Source organism: Amycolatopsis orientalis DSM 40040 = KCTC 9412 (genome assembly GCF_000478275.1).
GTDB classification, from domain to species: domain Bacteria; phylum Actinomycetota; class Actinomycetes; order Mycobacteriales; family Pseudonocardiaceae; genus Amycolatopsis; species Amycolatopsis orientalis.
The window spans coordinates 41,667-58,601 of the sequence record NZ_ASJB01000022.1; the positions used below are offsets into that span (position 1 = coordinate 41,667).

The 16,935-nt window shown below is 68.8% G+C and carries 18 protein-coding genes; 7 read left to right on the forward strand and 11 right to left on the reverse strand.

Annotated elements, in window-relative coordinates:
* Positions 1-150: 150 nt before the first annotated feature.
* The 5 genes from L324_RS06280 to L324_RS06300 form a co-directional block, all read right to left on the reverse strand.
* Positions 151-1,011, reverse strand: a complete 861-nt coding sequence (locus L324_RS06280; RefSeq protein WP_037304969.1) for a spermidine synthase — start codon at positions 1,009-1,011, stop codon at positions 151-153.
* Complete coding sequence (speD, locus tag L324_RS06285) at positions 1,011-1,382, reverse strand: adenosylmethionine decarboxylase (RefSeq protein WP_037304972.1); 372 nt, start codon at positions 1,380-1,382, stop codon at positions 1,011-1,013. Before speD ends, L324_RS06280 begins: the two co-directional genes overlap by 1 nt.
* Positions 1,372-2,523 (reverse strand): type III PLP-dependent enzyme, encoded by a 1,152-nt coding sequence (locus L324_RS06290; RefSeq protein WP_037304974.1) that lies wholly within the window; start codon positions 2,521-2,523, stop codon positions 1,372-1,374. Before L324_RS06290 ends, speD begins: the two co-directional genes overlap by 11 nt.
* A 45-nt stretch (positions 2,524-2,568) precedes the next feature.
* A complete protein-coding gene (locus L324_RS06295; protein WP_037304975.1) occupies positions 2,569-2,757 on the reverse strand; it encodes a hypothetical protein in 189 nt (62 codons plus the stop codon).
* 139 nt (positions 2,758-2,896) lie between these two features.
* The gene (locus L324_RS06300; RefSeq protein ID WP_037304976.1) at positions 2,897-4,081 is read right to left on the reverse strand and encodes an MFS transporter; all 1,185 of its coding nucleotides are present in this window, start codon (positions 4,079-4,081) and stop codon (positions 2,897-2,899) included.
* Positions 4,082-4,174: 93 nt separating this feature from the next.
* Between L324_RS06300 and L324_RS06305 the strand changes: the two genes are divergently transcribed.
* Complete coding sequence (locus tag L324_RS06305; protein ID WP_037304977.1) at positions 4,175-4,678, forward strand: Lrp/AsnC family transcriptional regulator; 504 nt, start codon at positions 4,175-4,177, stop codon at positions 4,676-4,678.
* Positions 4,679-4,844: 166 nt separating this feature from the next.
* Positions 4,845-7,229 (forward strand): ATP-binding cassette domain-containing protein, encoded by a 2,385-nt coding sequence (locus L324_RS06310; protein ID WP_037304978.1) that lies wholly within the window; start codon positions 4,845-4,847, stop codon positions 7,227-7,229.
* A 319-nt stretch (positions 7,230-7,548) separates the two neighbouring features.
* Here the strand turns inward: L324_RS06310 and ligD are convergent, their stop codons facing one another.
* On the reverse strand, positions 7,549-8,487 hold the full coding sequence (gene ligD, locus L324_RS06315; RefSeq protein ID WP_037304979.1) for a non-homologous end-joining DNA ligase: 939 nt from the start codon (positions 8,485-8,487) through the stop codon (positions 7,549-7,551).
* Between the two features lie 73 nt (positions 8,488-8,560).
* Here ligD and L324_RS06320 point away from each other — a divergent pair, with 73 nt between their 5' ends.
* The gene (locus tag L324_RS06320; RefSeq protein WP_037304980.1) at positions 8,561-9,250 is read left to right on the forward strand and encodes a TetR/AcrR family transcriptional regulator; all 690 of its coding nucleotides are present in this window, start codon (positions 8,561-8,563) and stop codon (positions 9,248-9,250) included.
* Here L324_RS06320 and L324_RS06325 read toward each other — a convergent pair.
* Together L324_RS06325 and L324_RS06330 are read right to left on the reverse strand one after the other, a co-directional pair.
* Positions 9,198-9,524, reverse strand: a complete 327-nt coding sequence (locus tag L324_RS06325) for a sporulation protein (protein WP_037304981.1) — start codon at positions 9,522-9,524, stop codon at positions 9,198-9,200. The genes L324_RS06320 and L324_RS06325 overlap by 53 nt on opposite strands.
* A complete protein-coding gene (locus tag L324_RS06330) occupies positions 9,524-10,084 on the reverse strand; it encodes a TetR/AcrR family transcriptional regulator (RefSeq protein WP_037304982.1) in 561 nt (186 codons plus the stop codon). The genes L324_RS06325 and L324_RS06330 overlap by 1 nt, the downstream gene beginning before the upstream one ends.
* Before the next feature lie 86 nt (positions 10,085-10,170).
* Here L324_RS06330 and L324_RS06335 point away from each other — a divergent pair, with 86 nt between their 5' ends.
* Complete coding sequence (locus L324_RS06335; protein WP_235783420.1) at positions 10,171-11,214, forward strand: agmatine deiminase family protein; 1,044 nt, start codon at positions 10,171-10,173, stop codon at positions 11,212-11,214.
* On the opposite strand, the gene L324_RS06340 is transcribed toward L324_RS06335, so the two are convergent.
* A complete protein-coding gene (locus tag L324_RS06340; protein WP_037304983.1) occupies positions 11,202-11,861 on the reverse strand; it encodes a GntR family transcriptional regulator in 660 nt (219 codons plus the stop codon). The genes L324_RS06335 and L324_RS06340 overlap by 13 nt on opposite strands.
* A gap of 102 nt (positions 11,862-11,963) precedes the next feature.
* On the opposite strand from L324_RS06340, the gene L324_RS06345 reads away from it, so the two are divergent.
* Complete coding sequence (locus tag L324_RS06345) at positions 11,964-12,764, forward strand: carbon-nitrogen hydrolase family protein (RefSeq protein ID WP_037304984.1); 801 nt, start codon at positions 11,964-11,966, stop codon at positions 12,762-12,764.
* Between the two features lie 105 nt (positions 12,765-12,869).
* On the opposite strand, the gene L324_RS06350 is transcribed toward L324_RS06345, so the two are convergent.
* Positions 12,870-14,234 (reverse strand): alpha/beta hydrolase family protein, encoded by a 1,365-nt coding sequence (locus L324_RS06350; RefSeq protein WP_051173682.1) that lies wholly within the window; start codon positions 14,232-14,234, stop codon positions 12,870-12,872.
* A 98-nt stretch (positions 14,235-14,332) separates the two neighbouring features.
* A complete protein-coding gene (locus L324_RS06355; protein ID WP_037304985.1) occupies positions 14,333-14,914 on the reverse strand; it encodes an ArsR/SmtB family transcription factor in 582 nt (193 codons plus the stop codon).
* 251 nt (positions 14,915-15,165) lie between these two features.
* On the opposite strand from L324_RS06355, the gene L324_RS06360 reads away from it, so the two are divergent.
* Both L324_RS06360 and L324_RS06365 read left to right on the forward strand, forming a co-directional pair.
* Positions 15,166-16,374, forward strand: a complete 1,209-nt coding sequence (locus tag L324_RS06360; protein ID WP_037304986.1) for a lytic transglycosylase domain-containing protein — start codon at positions 15,166-15,168, stop codon at positions 16,372-16,374.
* A 110-nt stretch (positions 16,375-16,484) separates the two neighbouring features.
* Positions 16,485-16,913 (forward strand): pyridoxamine 5'-phosphate oxidase family protein, encoded by a 429-nt coding sequence (locus L324_RS06365; RefSeq protein ID WP_037304987.1) that lies wholly within the window; start codon positions 16,485-16,487, stop codon positions 16,911-16,913.
* Positions 16,914-16,935 lie beyond the last annotated feature (22 nt).

Below are 16,935 nucleotides of genomic sequence, written 5' to 3' on the forward strand. Positions count from 1 at the left end.
TATCCGCGCTTCGCACCGCGCGCCGAATACTCACCCGAGCGATTCTGGCCCGCATGGGGGCACCCGGCAACGACCAGATGGACGATCCTTCATCAAGTGGTCACGGAGTACGACGACCGGGTGATCTCGGTGCGATAACGGGTCAGGTTCTTATTGCCGTCGCAATGAAAACGGCGGCACGGTATTCGCCAGCAGCGCGTCTTCGTCCATAGTGGACTCGCCGAATCCCGCCTTGCCGATCTTCTCCGCGACGAGGGCGCCCGCATCGTCGAGCACGTCGGCCCGGCCGCTCAGGAACGCCCACTCGTGCTCGTCCGAACCGTAGTAGAGGACGGTACCGAACGATTCGGTGAACCTGCGCCACGAGGCGATCAACGTCTGGTTCCGCCAGAGTGTCGGGCAGCCCGCCTGACAGCCGACCACTCCCCCGGCGGTGAGCAGCTTCGCGCACCGGGCCAGGAAATCGTTTCCGTACAACCGATTGTGCTGCGCCTCCGGATCATCGTTCTCGTCCGGCAGGTCGATGACGATCACGTCGTAGGCGTCCCCGCGCTCCCGCGCCTCGGCGAGGAACTCCCAGCCGTCGCGGTAGTGGACGCGGACCTTGCCGTCCCGGCGCTCGGCACGGGCCAGCTCGCCGGGCGTGTAGCCGTAGGGAAGATGCTCGGCACAGGCCCGCACCGCCTCGGCGTCGATGTCGACGTGATCGACCACCCCGGCCCCCGCGGCGACCGCGAGCTGCGAGGCGACCCCTTCGCTGGAGCCGATGATCAGCACCCGCTCGACCCGGTCGGCGAGCAGCAGCGACGGGATCATCAGCGCCTCGTGGTAGACGAGCTGGCTCAGTTCGGTGCTCTGCCGTTCGTCGTCGCAGAACAGGGAGATCCCCTGCGCCGTCCGTCCGATGAGGACGTTCTGGAACGCGGTGCGCCGCTCGAAGAGCACCTCCTCGACGTCCCAGTTCCGGGTGAGCCCCGGCCCCATCGGCTCGGCGATCCGCCGCTGTGCCATCAGTTCTCTCCTCGTTCCACAGTGGACATCCGGACGGTACCGGCACCCAGCAGCTTGGCCAGCAGGGCGACGGCCCGCTCCGGATCCGCCCGGTCCCCGCAGGTGAACACGTCCACGAACACCGCGCCGATCTCCGGATAGGTGTGCACGGAAGCGTGCGATTCGGCCAGCAGCGCGAGCACGGTGACCCCTTGCGGGGCGAAGGAATGCGACACGACCTCGCAGACCGTCGCCCCCGCCTCGGTCACCGCGTCCGCGAGGGTCTTCTTCAGGAGTGCGGGATCGTTGAGCAGCGCCGGTTCGATCCCTTCGAACTCCGCGAGGACATGACGGCCGGCGAACCGGCCGACGAGTGGTACTTCACCCGGCATCGGCGAACCTCCCCACACAGTAGGTGCGCAACGGCTCGATTCCGTTGAAGGCGACGGACGAATAGCTGGCGGTGTAGGCACCTGTCCCCGGGATGTCCAGCAGGTCACCCGCCCGCAGCGACATCGGCAGGGCGCAGGGTGTCCGCTGGTACAGCACGTCGTCACCATCGCAGGTCGGCCCCGCGAGGACCACCGGCCCTTCCGGTCCCTTGACGCCGACGGGCTCAAGCCGATACGCGACGGCTTCGTTCTCGCACTCGGCCATTCCGTTGTACCTGCCGACGTCGAGGTATACCCATCGGCGTTCGTCGGTGGCGGCGCGGGTGGTCACCAGGACGACTTCGGTCCGGATGAGTCCGGCGTCGGCGACGATCACCCGGCCCGGTTCGAGCAGGAGTTCCGGACCAGGCCCAGGCAGATGCTCTCCGAGGGCGGCGTGGATCACCGCGGCGTAATCCGCCAAGGACGGCACGGGTTCCCGGTGCCCGGTGGCGAACCCGCCGCCGATGTTGAGCCTCGCCAGCCCGACACCCGCGTCGGCGGCGACCTTGGCCGCGGTCGCGACGCCGATCTCCCAGGCGGCCGGATCCGGTTGCTGCGAGCCGACGTGGAAAGCGATTCCCGGCCGCAGCCCGGCGTCGACGGCCTGGCGGAGCAGCGTCGCGGCCACCGAAGGCTCACAACCGAACTTGTGGCCGAACGGAGTGACCGAGTCCGGGCCACCGGTCAGCAGCAAGCGGATCGAAACCAGCGAACCGGGCGCGTACTCGGCCAGATTCGCCAGATCACCGGCGGAGTCCGTGGTGAATTCACGAACTCCGCGCGTATACGCGAACGCGATGTCCGACGGCTTCTTGATCGTGTTGCCGTAGGCCAGTTCCGCCGCTTCCGCGCCCCGGGACAGGCACAGCTCGATCTCGCCCGTACCCGCGACGTCGAACCCCGCTCCCGCCGACAGCACCGCGTCGAGCACCTCTGGAGCGGGATTCGCCTTGACCGCGTAGCGGATCAGCGCGTCCGGGAACGCCGCCGCGACCGCGGCCGTCCGCGCCGCGACCAGGTCGGTGTCCACGACCAGGCAGGGCGTCGGCGGTTCACGATCCGCCAGGAAGGCGCGGATCCGGTTCAGGCTCTCGGTCACGCGCCCCAGGGTGTCAAAGGCCGATCACGCGGGCGGAACCCGGGGTCACGCCCGCGCGTCACCCGAGGCCTGCTCCGGCAGTTCGACGCCGTGCTCGGCCGCGAGCCGCTCCAGGTTGGCCAGATCGGCGCCGACGGCGGACGCACGATCCTCGTCCGATTCCCGCTTGGCGATCCGGACGTCTTCCCTCGCCTGCCGTACCCGGTCCCGCAGATTCACCGCGAACTCGCTCATCGTGCACCCCCGATCTCCCGCACCTTGTCTGTCTTCACCCTAGGACCCTCCGAATTCGTGGCCGACGTGATCTGCGTCATCACGGGCTAGTTCGTGGTCGGAATGAAGCAGTATGACGGCACCGCCGAGGTTTCGCAGATCAGCGGAGGCCGGCTTTTTCACCGGGGGCGGCGACGGGCGCCCGGCGGCCGAGCACCGCGAGCGGGGCGAGGGCGCACAGCCCACCGGCGATGGCGACCAGAACGTATCCGCCCACGCCGAACAGCTGCCCGGCGAGCAGACTGGCCGCCGCGGACGTCCCCCAGACGAAGGCGTCGACCGTGCCCTGCGCCCTCGCGCGCTGAGCGGGCGGGAGGTCACGGCTGAGCATGCTGCTGCCGCCGACGAACACCAGGTTCCAGCCGTAGCCGAGCAGGAACATCGCGGCCGGGATTCCCACGTGATGCGAATCGGGGGCGCCGATCGCGGTCACGGCCGCGACGGTGAGCGTACCGATCCCGCCGAAGATCGTGGCGCGGCCGCCCCAGCGGTCGGCGATCCAGCCGGACAACGGCGCCAGCGCGAACATCCCGATCAAGTGCGCGCTCAGTACCCAGCCGACGACGTCCAGCCCCTGACCGTGCCGGTGCAGCTGCACCGGGGTCATCGTCATCACCGCCACCATCGCCAGCTGCGCGCCGACCATCGCCACGAGCGGCCCGAGGATCAGCGGATCCCGCACGGACATCCGCTCCCGCCTCGGTACTCGTTCCGCCGGGGCGGCGAGACCGCGCGGCAGGGCGGCGACGGCGAGCACCGCGATGGCCACGACGATCGCGCCCGCCACGAGGGGGCCGGACAGGGCTGGCAGCTCGGCGGCTTCCGCCCGTGCCGCGGCGGGTGCGATCAGGGCGGGACCCGCGATCGCGCCGACCGTCCCCGCCCAGACCATTGTGGACAGTGCGAAACCCTTGCGATGCTCGGGAGACAGGTCGGCGGCCGTGTAGCGGGAAAGCTGTGCCCCGCTGTTGCCGAAGCCGATCAAAGGCATCCCCGCCACCAACATGAGTACGGATCCGGCGAGGGCACCGCCGAACGAGACGAGCGCGCCCACGACCGCGGTTCCGTACATCAGCACCAGGACGAAACGCCTGCCGTAGCGGGCGGCCAGCGCGCCCGAGGTCAGCGACCCCGCGGCGGAACCGAGCACCAGCGCGGCATTCGGCAGTCCGCTCCACGCGGCACCGGCATGGTCGACCACGATCAGCGCCGCCGTGGTGGACAGCCCGACGACCGCGGTGCTGAGGCAAGCGACGCCCATGAAGAGCGCGAACATCGGTTTCATGATTCAAATCTAGGGAATCCGGGCGCCCCGGCGAATAGGCTGACGAAGGCGTCGAGGGAGCGCGAGGCGCATCATGAAAGGAATCCGGGCGCGATGACCTTACGATCGGAAAGACCGCTGGACGACCTCGACTGGCGGCTCGTCGAGACGCTCCAAAGCGACGGACGGCTCTCGTTCAAGGAACTGGGACGCCGGGTCAACCTCTCCGCGCCGGCGGTCGCCGAGCGGGTCCGCCGGCTGGAGGAGACGGGCGTCATCACCGGGTATCGCGCACAGGTGGACGCGCGCCGCACCGGGTACGACCTGCAGGCGTTCGTCGAGATGCGCTGCTCGCTCGGCAGCTGCCTGTTGCGCACCAGCAAGTCGGAGGACTATCCCGAGGTGGTCGAACTGCACCGGCTCAGCGGTGACCGCTGCACCATGCTGAAGGTGCGGGCCGTGTCGCTCGAACATCTCGAAGGCCTCTTCGAACGGCTGGGCAAGCACGGTGAGCTGCGGTCGTCGGTGGTGCTGTCGACGCAGTTCGAAGGCAGGCCGGTCGGGCCTCCAGTCGAGGACTACCTGAAGGCCACGAAGAGCGAGGGCTGGAGCGTCTGAACCCCGATCAGGAATCGAGAAGCGCCGGAGGCCGCGGCTCACCTAGCGTGAGCATCGTCGCGGACACCCCGCACGGACAAAACCGGATGAACGGCTCGAACTGGTTAGATCGAGCCCGGTGAGGCTGACGGACCGTACACGCGGCCCACATCAGGATGGAGACACGATGCGCAAGACCACCAGGCCGCAGCCGCCCGAGCAGCACCCCGCCGACACCCACGACCTGATCCGTGTCCTGGGCGCGCGCGAGAACAACCTCAAGGACGTCGCCGTCGAGCTGCCGAAGAGACGGCTGACGGTGTTCACCGGCGTTTCCGGCTCGGGGAAGAGCTCACTGGTCTTCGACACGATCGCGGCGGAGTCGCAGCGGCTGATCAACGAGACCTACAGCACCTTCGTGCAGGGCTTCATGCCGACGCTGGCCCGGCCGGAGGTCGACGTACTCGACGGCCTGACCACGGCGATCATCGTCGACCAGCAGCGGATGGGCTCGGACCCCCGTTCCACCGTCGGCACCGCCACCGACGCCCACGCGATGCTGCGCATCCTCTTCAGCCGGATCGGGAAACCGCATATCGGCTCACCGCAGGCGTTCTCCTTCAACGTCGCCTCGATCAGCGGCGCGGGCGCCGTGACCGTCGAGAAGGGCGGCCGGACCACGAAGGAACGCCGCGAATTCAGCATCACCGGCGGCATGTGCGCGCGCTGCGAAGGGCGGGGCACGGTCAACGACATCGACCTCACCGCGCTGTACGACGAGAACAAATCCCTCAACGAAGGCGCGCTGTCGATCCCCGGTTACTCCATGGAGGGATGGTTCGGCCGGATCCTGCGCGGCTGCGGCTTCTTCGACCCCGACAAGCCGATCAAGAAGTACACCAAGCGGCAGCTGGACGATCTGCTCTACAAGGAGCCGGTCAAGCTCAAGATCGAGGGCATCAACCTGACCTATTCGGGTCTCATCCCCTCGATCCAGAAGTCGTTCCTGGCCAAGGACAGGGAGGCGATGCAGCCGCATATCCGCGCGTTCGTCGACCGGGCGGTCACCTTCACCACCTGCCCCGAATGCGACGGGACCCGGCTCAGCGAGACCGCGCGGTCGTCGAAGATCAAGCGGATCAACATCGCCGACGCCTGCTCGATGCAGATCAGCGACCTCGCCGAGTGGGTCCGCAAGCTCAAGGAGCCGTCGGTCGCGCCGCTGCTGGAGAAGCTGCTGCACACCCTCGATTCGTTCGTCGACATCGGGCTCGGCTACCTCTCGCTGGACCGGCCCTCGGGCACGCTCTCCGGCGGCGAGGCGCAGCGCACCAAGATGATCCGCCACCTCGGCTCGTCCCTCACCGACGTCACCTACGTCTTCGACGAACCCACGATCGGCCTGCACCCGCACGACATCCAGCGGATGAACAACCTGCTCCTGCAGCTTCGCGACAAGGGCAACACGGTACTGGTCGTCGAGCACAAGCCGGAGACGATCGCCATCGCGGACCACGTCGTCGACCTCGGCCCCGGCGCGGGCACGGCGGGCGGGACGATCTGCTTCGAGGGCACCGTCGACGGCCTGCGCGCCAGCGACACCATCACCGGCCGTCACCTCGACGACCGGGCGACGCTCAAGGACAGCGTCCGCACCCCCACCGGCAAACTGGAGATCCGCGGCGCGGACCGCCACAACCTCCAGAACGTCGACGTCGACGTCCCCCTCGGCGTCCTCTGCGTCGTCACCGGTGTCGCGGGCTCCGGCAAGAGTTCGCTGATCCACGGCTCGATCCCCGCCGCGGAGGGCGTGGTCTCGGTCGACCAGACGCCCATCCGCGGTTCGCGGCGGAGCAACCCGGCCACCTACACCGGTCTGCTCGAACCGATCCGCAAGGCGTTCGCCAAGGCCAACGGCGTGAAGCCCGCGTTGTTCAGCGCCAACTCCGAGGGCGCCTGCCCGAACTGCAACGGTGCCGGCGTCATCTACACCGACCTCGGCATCATGGCGGGCACCGCGACCACCTGCGAGGAATGCGACGGCAAGCGGTTCCAGGCTTCGGTGCTGGAGTACAGCTTCGGCGGCAAGAACATCAGCGAGGTGCTCGCGATGCCGGTGTCCGAAGCCGAGGCGTTCTTCGGCGAGGGCGACGGGCGCATCCCGGCCGCGCACGCCATCCTCAGCAGGCTCAACGACGTCGGGCTCGGTTACCTCAGCCTCGGCCAGCCGCTCACCACGCTGTCCGGCGGTGAACGGCAGCGGCTGAAGCTCGCGACGCATATGGGTGACAAGGGCGGCGTCTACGTCCTCGACGAGCCCACCACCGGTCTGCACCTGGCCGACGTCGAGAACCTGCTCGGCCTGCTGGACCGGCTCGTCGACGCGGGCAAGTCGGTGATCGTGATCGAGCACCACCAGGCGGTCATGGCGCACGCCGACTGGATCATCGACCTCGGCCCCGGCGCCGGCCACGACGGCGGCAAGATCGTCTTCGAGGGCACGCCGTCCGACCTCGTCGCGACCGGTGCGACACTCACCGGCGAGCACCTGGCCGCCTACGTCGGCAAATAACCCCACCCCGCTCCCCGCATTCCGTCCTCTAAATGCGAGGCTCGGCCCGGTGCCCTCGCGTTTAGTCCTCTAAATGCGGGCTCGGGTGGCGCGCGACGCTCGTGGCTCCCGAGCGGGGAAGATTCCGGCCGTTCGACGTCCAGAATCTTCCCCACTCGACCTGAATGCCCGATCCCACTCCCGCATTTAGTCCCCTAAATGCGCACAGTCGGCGCGACACCGGCCCGGTCTTTCCGCATTTCGTCCTCTGAATGCGGGAGGGCGGTTCGCTACTGGGCCGGTCCTTCCGCGTTTAGTCCTCTGAGTGCGAGGGGGGGAGTCAGTCGGTGTCGGGTTCGAGGCCGTCGCGGTCGGCCCACTCGAGCAGGGTGTCCAGCGAGTACTTCGTGTCGTCGATGCCCGCGTGCAGGTCGCCGAGTTCGGCGAAGCGCGCGGGCACGGTCGCGATGGTGAAGTCGCGGGGCTCGACGTCGTCGATCTCGTCCCAGGTGATCGGGGTCGAGACGACGGCTTCGGGCACGCCGCGGACCGAGTACGCGCTCGCGATGGTGTGGTCGCGGGCGTTCTGGTTGTAGTCCACGAACAGTTTCGAGGGATCCCGGTCCTTGCGCCACCAGGTGGTGGTGACCTCGTCCGGCATCCGGCGTTCGACCTCGCGCGCGAAGGCGAGCGCCGCCCGGCGTACCTCCTGGAAACCCCACCGCGGTTCGATGCGGACGTAGACGTGCAGACCGTGTCCGCCGGAGGTCTTCGGCCAGCCGGTGATGCCGAGTTCGTCCAGGATCTCGCGGACGGTGCCGGCGACCTTCCGCACGGTGGAGAACGGGCAGTCGGGCATCGGGTCGAGGTCGATCCGCCACTCGTCGGGGCGTTCGGTGTCGGCGCGGCGGGAGTTCCAGGGATGGAACTCGACCGTCGACATCTGCACCGCCCAGATCACGTCGGCGGGATGTGTGACGCAGAGTTCGTAGGCGTGCCTGCCGGACGGGAAGTCGACGCGGACGGTCTGCAGCCACTCCGGCGCGCCGTTCGGGACGCGTTTCTGGGGGACCTTCTCCCCCGAGACACCGGACGGGAACCGGTGCAGCATGCACGGCCGCTCCCGCAGCGCACGGACGATCCCGTCGCCGACAGCGAGGTAGTACCGGACGAGATCGAGCTTGGTCTCACCCCGCGCCGGGAAGTAGACGCGATCCGGGTTCGAGACGCGCACCGTCCGGTCACCGACCTCGATCTCCACCGCCGAGCTTTTCGCCATGAAGGGAAACTAACCCGAAATCCGGCGGTCCGCGTCCGCTCGACGCGGATCGGCGCTCTGCCAGGATGGCGGCATGGCATCCCGGACCCGCGCGGAGGCACTGACCCGCGAGCGCATCGTCGAGGCCGCCGTCGCGCTGCTCGACGCGGACGGCGAACGCGGGCTCACCTTCCGGACGTTGACCGAACGCCTCGCCACCGGCCCGGGAGCGATCTACTGGCATGTGGCGAACAAGGGCGAACTGCTCGCCGCCGCGACCGACTCCGTCATCGCGGCCGCGTTGACCACCGAAGCGGTCGCGGGCTCGCCCGAGGACGAGATCCGCGCCGTCGCGCTGGGCCTGTTCGAGGCGATCGAGCGGCACCCGTGGCTCTCCCCGCAACTCGCCCTTCAGCTCTCCCGCAGCCCTTGGGGCTCGGTGACGCCGCGGATCTTCGAAAGTGTCGGGCAGCGGGTCAGCGCGCTGGGCGTCCCCCAGGACACCTGGTTCACCGCGACTTCGGCGCTGGTGCACTACATCTTCGGCGCCGCGGCCCAGAACGCCGCGAACTCCCGGGCGCTCGGATCCGGCGTGGACCGCGCCGAATTCCTTCGCGCCGCGGCGAACGCGTGGGAAGAACTCGACCCCGGCGAGTACCCCTTCCTCCGGTCCATCGCCGAAGAAGCCCGTGACCACGACGACCGCGAGCAGTTTCTGACCGGGATCGATCTCATCCTTGCGGGGATCGCCGGCGCCGGGCCCGGTGAATCGCCGCGACCGTGATCGCGAAGACCGCGCCGAGGAAGGTGACGTCCACGGCGGGCACCCAGCGCACGTCTCCGCCCTTGAGCACGTACGCGCCGACCGGGCGCGCGGCGAGGATGAACCCGCCACCCTCGCCTTCCTTCTCCTGTTCGCTGCCGTGCCCGCCGCCTCCGCCGCCGATGACGCTCGCGGCCGGGATGATCACGACGCCGTCGTTCTCCACGGGCTCGCCGTAGACGCGCCGGACGGTGAGGTTGTCCCGCATGACACCGACGATCTTCTCGAGTCCCATCAGGCCCCCACCCTGTCCAGTTCCAGCGCGATCGCGCCCCGCAGGAGTTCCCGCGCTCTGTCCGGTTCCATCGAACCAGAAAGCCACCGCTCACTGAGCCCTTCGACGAGACCGGTGAGCCGTTCCGCGGCGGCTCCGGCCTCGACACCGCCGACGCGCCGGATCACCTCGGCGACCTCGTCCACCCAGGTCCGGGTCGCCGCCGCCAGCGGTTCACGCAGTTCCGGGGTGAAAACGGCGCTGGCCCGCAGCTCGCCCCAGGCGGTGCTGTTCTCCCGCACCGCCTGGATGTCCTGCAGTTCCCCGAGCAACAGGAGTTCGAGCTCGGCGCGGGGATCCGCCGCCTCGGCCGCGGCTTCTCCGGTGTACGCCGCGGCGCGATCGCTGACGAATTCCAGCGTCTTCTCGAGCAGTCCGGCGCGGTTGGTGAAGTGGTAGTAGATCAGCGACGTCGAGATCCCGGCCTCGGCCGCGATCTTCTCGACCCGCAGGCCCCGCACCCCACTGCGCGCGATCACTCGCACGGCCGCTTCCAAGATCTTTTGCCGACGGTCCAACACGGGTGATCACCCCAGCGGTCTCATCCTGACTGAATTTTCAGTCAGGATGCTATCGTGACATCCCCTGTTCGGCCGAGGAGTACAACGTGACCGGTTCGCCGAAGCCCGCCGCCGCGACAGCCCGCAGGCTGGGCGCCGAATGGGAAAGTCACGCACGCACCTACCTGTCGTGGCCCGCGTCGGCCTCCATCTGGGGAGCGGACCTGCCCGCCGTCCGCGAGGAGATCTCCGGGCTGGCCAAGACGATCGCCGACTTCGAACCGGTAGTGCTCCTAGCCCGGCCCGAGCACGCCGACGCGGCTCAGCGGGCGTGCGGTGACACCGTCGAGGTCGTCCCGATCCCGGTCGACGACCTGTGGGCCCGCGACACCGTCCCGGTGTTCGTGGAGGAGGCGGGCAAGGTCGCGGGAGTCGACTTCAACTTCTCCGGCTGGGGCGGCAAACAGAACCCGCACGACAGGGACAAGGCCGTCGCCAGGTCGGTACTGGACAAGTACGGCCTGGCGCGCACCGGAACCTGGATCACCGCCGAGGGCGGCTCGTTCGAGACCGATGGCGCAGGCACGTTGCTGGTCACCGAAAGCTCACTCGTCAATGACAACCGCAACAAGGGCAGGACCCGTCAGGCGATCGAAGACGAACTGAAGAAGGTGCTCGGCGTCCGGAAGGTCATCTGGTTCGCGGGCGTCCGCGGCGAGGACATCACCGACGCCCACGTCGACTGCCTGGCCCGGTTCACCGCGTCCGGCGTCGTCCTGCTGGACAAGGCGGCACCCGGCACTCCGCCCGATTCGTGGTCCCGCGCGGCCGCTCAGGCGAAGTCGGTGCTCGCGAACACCACCGACGCCGACGGCAAGCCGTTCGAGGTGATCGACCTCGTCCAGCCCGATCCGGACAAGGTCGGCGGTCACGACGAGGACAGCGTGATCTCGTACGTCAATTTCTACGTCGCGAACGAGTCGGTCTTCGTACCGGAGTTCGGTGACACCCGGGCGGACGGCCGCGCTCAACAGGTCTTGCGTGAGCACTTCCCCGGGCGCGAGATCGTGCCGGTGAAGATCCCGACCATCGCCTCGGGCGGCGGCGGGATCCACTGCGCCACCCACGATCAGCCTGGTCAGCCCTCCTGAGGCAGGACGGACATCACTTCCGAGACCGGGCGCAGATGCTCCTCCAGCAACCGCGACGCCTCTTTCGCGTCGTGGTCGTTCAGGGCGGCGACCAGTTCCCGGTGTTCCGCGTTGATCACCGTCAGCCGTTCGGGCCGCGCCTCCAGCGCGCGGACCGTGACCCGTTGCTGCCGCGAGCGGAGCGTGTCGTACAACTCGGTCAGCACCGAATTGCCGGCGGCGTTCACGATGGCGCGATGGAAGCGGCGGTCGAATCCCGAGACGGCGAACCAGTCGTGTTCGGCACCGGCGCGCACCATCGCTTCGATGAGTTCGGGCAGTTCGGCGGGCGCCCCGGCGCGGTTCGCGCAGAGCGCCGCGATGGCGTGGCCTTCGATCAGCCGCCTGCTCTGGTAGACCTCTTCCAGTTCCCGCGCGGTGACCGTGCGCACCTGCGCGCCCTTGCGCGGCAGGAGACTGATGAACCGTTCGGCGGCCAGGCGGTGGAACGCCTCGCGTACCGGCGTCCGCGAAACGCCGACCACACCGGAAACCCACATCTCGTCGAGGAAGCGGCCGCCCTCCAGCTCACCTGAGATGATTCCGTCGCGCAGCCACGTATAGACCCGTTCGCGCGCCGGGCCGCCCCCTTCGGCGGTCGCAGTCATCCCGTCCCCCTCTGTGCCGTTACTGTCCGCGACAGAGCCTACACCTGGACCAGCCAAGTATCCATCATGTATACAAGACTTCCACGTCTTGGAAGGGGTCCCATGGTGCACGTCGCGGTGGCGCAGTTCGCGCCCGGCAACGACAAACAGGCCAACCTCGCCCGCGTCGCCTCCCTCGTCGGTGAAGCGGCCGACCGCGGGGCACGGGTGGTCGTGCTGCCCGAGTACTCGCTGTTCACCGTACCGACGATGAGCCGGGAATTCGTGACCTCGGCCGAAGAACTCGACGGGCCGTTCGTCACCGAACTCCGCGGCCTCGCGAAGGACCGCCGGATCACCGTCGTCGCGGGTATCAACGAAGCCCTCCCCGGTGGCGACCGGATCTCGAACACGCTCGTCGCGGCCGGTCCCGACGGGGCGATCGCCGCCCTCTACCGCAAACTGCACCTGTACGACGCCTTCGGTTTCCGCGAATCGGAACTCGTCCGGCCCGGCGACATCGAAGCACCCGAGACCTTCGAAGCGGACGGGTTCGTCTTCGGCCTGCAGACCTGTTACGACCTGCGCTTCCCGGAGGTCACCCGGCGGCTGGTCGACGCGGGCGCGGACGCGGTGCTCCTCCCGGCCGAATGGATGCCCGGCCCGCTCAAGGAGGACCACTGGACCACCCTGGTCCGCGCGCGGGCGATCGAGAACACCATCTATCTCGTCGCGGCGGGACAGGCGGCGCCGACCGGGTCGGGGCACAGCATGATCGTCGACCCGATGGGCGTCGTGCTCGCCTCCGCCGGCGAACGCACGGGCACCGCCGCCGCCGAGCTTACGGCCGAACGCGTTTCCGAGGTCCGCGCCAAGAACCCGGCCTTGGAACTGCGCCGGTTCGCCGTCACGCCGAAGTCCTGAGTATCTTCTGAGGCGGAAGTCCGTTCGTGAAGACACGCCCTCGGGCGTGGTGACGCGCTTCCGCTCGCCTGGGTGCCGGGTGGCCGCCCGGCACCCAGGCTCACCTCACGGCACCAGCAGTCCCCAGTGGACGGCCCACGGGACGAACAGAACGGCTCCGGTCAGCAACAGGCCGACCCGGAATCCCCCGCCACCTTTGGCCCGCCACCACGAAACCGCGGTTACCGCACCGGCGGCGACGACGCCGACCGCGGTCAGCTGCAGCGCGAGCCACGGCAGTGTCCGTCCTAAAAGGACAGGGCCGGGCGCCATCGCCGCCCCTGTCGTCAACACGACGTAGTAGACGAGGAATCCCATCGTGGCGAGCAAACCGGTCGACGCCAGCCAGCGCGCCGGCTTGGCGAGCGGCACGGCCCCGCCACGACGGCGGCGGAACAACGCCGTCACCGGATAAGCCGCGAACGCGAGCAGCGCCAGCGCCCACACCGCGATCTGCGACCACGGGGTCTCATACCAGGCAAGCGGCGCCAGGGCGGCACTCTGACTCGCCTGCACCGGTGGCGGATCCGCGGACGGCCGGACCGGCCCGTCCTTCAGGCCGTTCACCCAGGTCCCGACGAGGTCGAGATAGCCGGGGGCGAACCCGTCGAGCTTGTCGAAGCCGTCGGTCGTCGACCGGAGCGCGTGCTGAGCCTGAGGGAACACCTTCAGCGTGTACTGCCGATTCCCCGTGCGCTCCAACGTTTCCCGGAAGATCCGCACCGCCTCGCCGGGCGGGGTGAGCCGGTCCAGTTCGCCCCACATCCCGAGCACCGGTTGCCGCACCTTCTCCAGCACCGGCACGGGGTCGTACCCGGCTTCGGGGAACGCACCGGCACCCGCGAGGGTCCGCATGTTCGTCGACGCGACCATGTCCACCATCGACCCGGTGACGCCGCCTCGCCGCAGGTACGTCTCGAAGGCCCAGGACTGCTGGCGGTCGGGTGAGACGCCGTTCGCCCCGATGGTGACCACGAAGGCGACGTCCTGGGACTTCGACGCCGCCAACGGCGCGACCCAGCCCCCTTCGCTCAACCCCCACACCCCGACGCGGGCCGGGTCCACGCCCGGCCGTGAACGCAGGGCCTGGACGGCGGCGAGCGCGTCGTCGGCCAGGACCGAGTAATCCCGCTCGAACAGTGAATAACCCTCGGTCCGTTTGTCGTAGATCAGCGTGGCGATCCCCGCTTTGGCGAAAGCCTCGGCTTCGGCTCGGTAGTCGTCCCGGTCGTGTTCGCCCGAGCCGTGCACCATGACGATCCCCGGCGCCGCACCGCCGCCTCGCGGCGCGACCACCGTTCCGTGCAGGGTGACGCCGTGGCTGGTGAACGAGACGTCACCAGTGGAAGCCGCGGCGGGTACCGGCGAGGACACCGCCATGACGGCCGCGATCGCCGCACCGATGGCCCCTGTTCTTTTCCAGAGCAGCATGCTGCTCCCCCTTGTCTGTGGAGTCGTCCGTGAAGACACGCCGTCCGGCGTGGTGACGCGATCAGAGGTGGTCGAGTGGCCGCTCTCCCACCTGCTTTTCAGTTCCCCCGCTCACCTTCCTTCCCGTCCGGATCCGGGAACGCGATCCAGCGCACGAACACCTTCCGCGCGTCCGGGCCGGGCTCCGGCCGCCAATAGCGGCGCAGCAGCTCGAGATAGTCGTCCCAGAACTGCGCGAGCTCCTCGATGTCCACGTGCACCGCGCCCCGGGAGAACACCAGCGCGTCGCCCCATTCACCCAGCTCACCGCGGCGTTCGAGGAAACGCGCCAGCTGTTCGAGGTCTTCGGTGAACGCGGCGCGCTGCGCCTCGTCGAACACCGCGCGCATCTCTTCGCTCTGCTCACTGTGCCGGGGCCAGCGGATGTCGCGCTGCCTCGCGCGCCACCAGCGTTCCTTGCCGTGCGCGAGTTCCGGCGCCTCGTCGACGAAGTGGTATTTCGCCAGTTCTCGCAGGTGGTAGCTGGTCGCGCCCGAACTCTCCCCCAGTTCCTTGGCCAGCTTCGTCGCCGTCGCGGGCCCTCGGCCCAGCGCTTCCATGATCCGCCTGCGCAACGGATGCATCACCGCCTTCAGGACGGCGGGATCGGTGATCTCTTCGGGCGGCGGTGGACCGGTCATGCCACCAACCTAGCCGTGCAAAGAAGATTGTGCAAAGACTTCTTTGCACGCGGTTCAGACCTGTCCCTCCGGGCGGCCCGAGGATTCTGCTGGGATTTCGGTGAACTCAGCGTGAAATTGACAAGTTCACTACGAAGGTCTTGTGCCGGGCGGACGAAATCCGAGCGGCCCGGCAGGTTTTTCGTTGTGTCGTCCCCGAAATTCGGTTGTATCGGATAGTTTTGCCCGGAGTCGACCTAGCGGGAGAGAACATGCCGAAGCACCGCCCTCGACAGACGGACAGGCTGTCCGCCCGGCACCGGACGGCCTTCGCGCTCGCCGGCGGGGCACTCGCCGTCCTGCCCGCGGTCACCGCGTCGGCCGGTCCCGACGACACCCCGATCGCCGCTGCGAAGGACACCGCGCCGCAGAACCAGGCGGCGCAGTGGCAGCCGCCCGCCGGCGTCGTCCCGGAGATCGCGGTCGACGGCAGTCTCCCCGAACCGCCCAACCCGGATCCGCTGACCGTCCCCGGCGGCACGGGCAACGTCGGCGGCTCGTTCGCGCCGTCGGGTGCGCTCGGAATCCCCGCCAGCATGATGAAGGCGTACCGGAACGCGGCGGACATCCTCGCCAAGGAGCTGCCGGGCTGTCACATCGACTGGGCCCTGATCGCCAGCATCGGCCGGATCGAGTCCAACCACGCGCGCGGCGGCTACGTCGACGCCAAGGGCAACACCCTCGAACCGATCCTCGGCCCGCAGCTCAACGGCGCCGGACCGTTCGCGGCCATCCCGGACACCGACGGCGGCAAGTACGACGGCGACACCGCTTGGGACCGCGCCGTCGGCCCGACGCAGTTCATCCCGTCCACGTGGAAGGGCTACGCCTCCGACGGGAACGGCGACGGCGAGTCGAACCCGAACAACATCTACGACGCGACCCTGGGTTCGGGCCGCTACCTCTGCTCCGGCGGCGTCGACCTGACCTCCGAGCAGACCCAGCGCGTGGCCGTGTATCGCTACAACCACTCATTGTCCTATGTGGACACCGTGATCCGCTGGGCGGTCGCCTACCGCGGCGGCGTCGCCACGCTGCCGGACAGCCAGGTCCCGGTCGGCGCGCCCGATTCCTCGAACGTCGCCGCCGACACACCCGGCGGGCAACTGCCGGTCCCGACCCTGCCCGGCACTCCCCCGCCCGGCACGACCACGCCGCCGCCGAGCCCGCTGCCCGGCTCGTCGTTCCCGCCGAGCAGCCCCGTGCCACCCACGAGCACGTCGCCGTCGAAGCCGACCAGCACCCCGCCTTCGTCGACGCCGCCCTCCTCCACACCGCCCTCGTCCACGCCGCCTTCGAGCACCCCGCCGTCGTCGACTCCTCCTCCGTCGAGCACCACGACCACTCCGCCGCCGTCTTCGACCCCGGCCGGGAACACCGGTGACGCGACGCCGACCAGCTCCGCTTCGCCCACGCCGTAACCCACGCGTTTAGTCCTCTGGATGCGAGGCTCGTCGTGCCCGGAATGTCCTGAACGTGTTCCGCGTTACCTCCTCTCGTAGATCATCGAGCCGAGAGAAGTGGGACACGGATGTCGTCTTTCGTCATGACCGCCGAGGAACGGGAAGCCTTCCTGAGTGAGGTCCACATCGGGGTCCTGGCCGTGGAACGGGAAGGACGGGCTCCGCTGGCCGTACCGGTCTGGTACGACTACGAGCCCGGTGGGGAGCTCCTGATCTGGATGGACGGCGGTTCGGTCAAGGACAAGGCGATCAAGAAGGCGGGCAGGCTGAGCCTGGTCGCGCAGTCGGAGACCCTGCCGTACAAGTACGTGACGGCCGAGGGGCCGGTCATCGCCAACGACGCGCCGCCGACCCGGGAGCAGGCGCTGAAGATCGCGCATCGGTATCTGCCCGAGGCGGAGGGCACGAAGTACGTCGATGGCGCTCTCAACGACAACTCCGTCCTGGTCCGCGTCCGGCCGGAGAAGTGGCTGAGCAACGACCAGGGCAAGGCGTAGCACCGGATGAGATGAACGGGAC